We start from the raw sequence: 629 nt of genomic DNA, 5'->3' as shown, positions 1-629 counted from the left end.
TGCCGGCGTCACGTTGGGACTCCGATGTGGCGTCGAGGATCGATCGCGCAGCCCGGAATCGCCATGTCGTCGCCATCGATTCACCCACTTCGACGCGCACGCGCGAGAGATGCCCATCTCGGCTGCGACGTGTGCGATCGGTCGGGTACGGCAGCGTCGGATCAGCCGTCGACGGCCTTCGAGGCTGAGGGGTGCGTTGGCGTGGGTCATCGACCTTGCCGCCGTGCGGAGTGGGCGGGGTGTGCGTTCCTTCCGGTTTTGGCACTCTTCGTAGGCGACGCGCTGGTAAAGAGGCGAGCCCACTGCTCCGCTGAGAGATCTTTGGGCAGGGACGAGGAGCGAATCCCCTCGCTCTTCAACAACTGGAGCGCTCCCCGCTTTCCGAGTGAGCTGGATACGTTAGCCAGGATCTCGCCGATACCCCTGCCCCTACTGGTGAAAACGTCATGGACGAACTGTCGGTAGGACTCTCTCGCGTCTGGGCTGAGCAATGGGTCCGGACGACGAGTCATCTCCAAGAGGCCACCGTCCACGCTCGGGGCTGGCTTGAACGCCGACCGAGGCACGCGCCCGTGCAAGCTGAAGTCGATCCAAGGCCACCACTGCGCGGTCATCATGCTGCTACCACC

Annotated in this window: 2 protein-coding genes; both read right to left on the bottom strand. The window is 64.2% G+C overall.

Annotated features, from left to right (window positions below; translation table 11 throughout):
• Nucleotides 1–210, bottom strand: a 210-nt coding sequence (locus tag RF645_RS13115) for a leucine zipper domain-containing protein (RefSeq protein ID WP_368819255.1), incomplete at its 3' end; no start/stop codon positions are given.
• Nucleotides 207–629, bottom strand: a 423-nt coding sequence (locus tag RF645_RS13110; protein WP_368819254.1) for an rRNA adenine N-6-methyltransferase family protein, incomplete at its 5' end; no start/stop codon positions are given. The genes RF645_RS13110 and RF645_RS13115, both read right to left, overlap by 4 nt.

This window comes from Kocuria sp. CPCC 205260 (genome assembly GCF_040981045.1).
GTDB lineage: Bacteria > Actinomycetota > Actinomycetes > Actinomycetales > Micrococcaceae > Kocuria > Kocuria palustris.
This window is presented reverse-complemented; position numbering and strand designations above follow the sequence as displayed.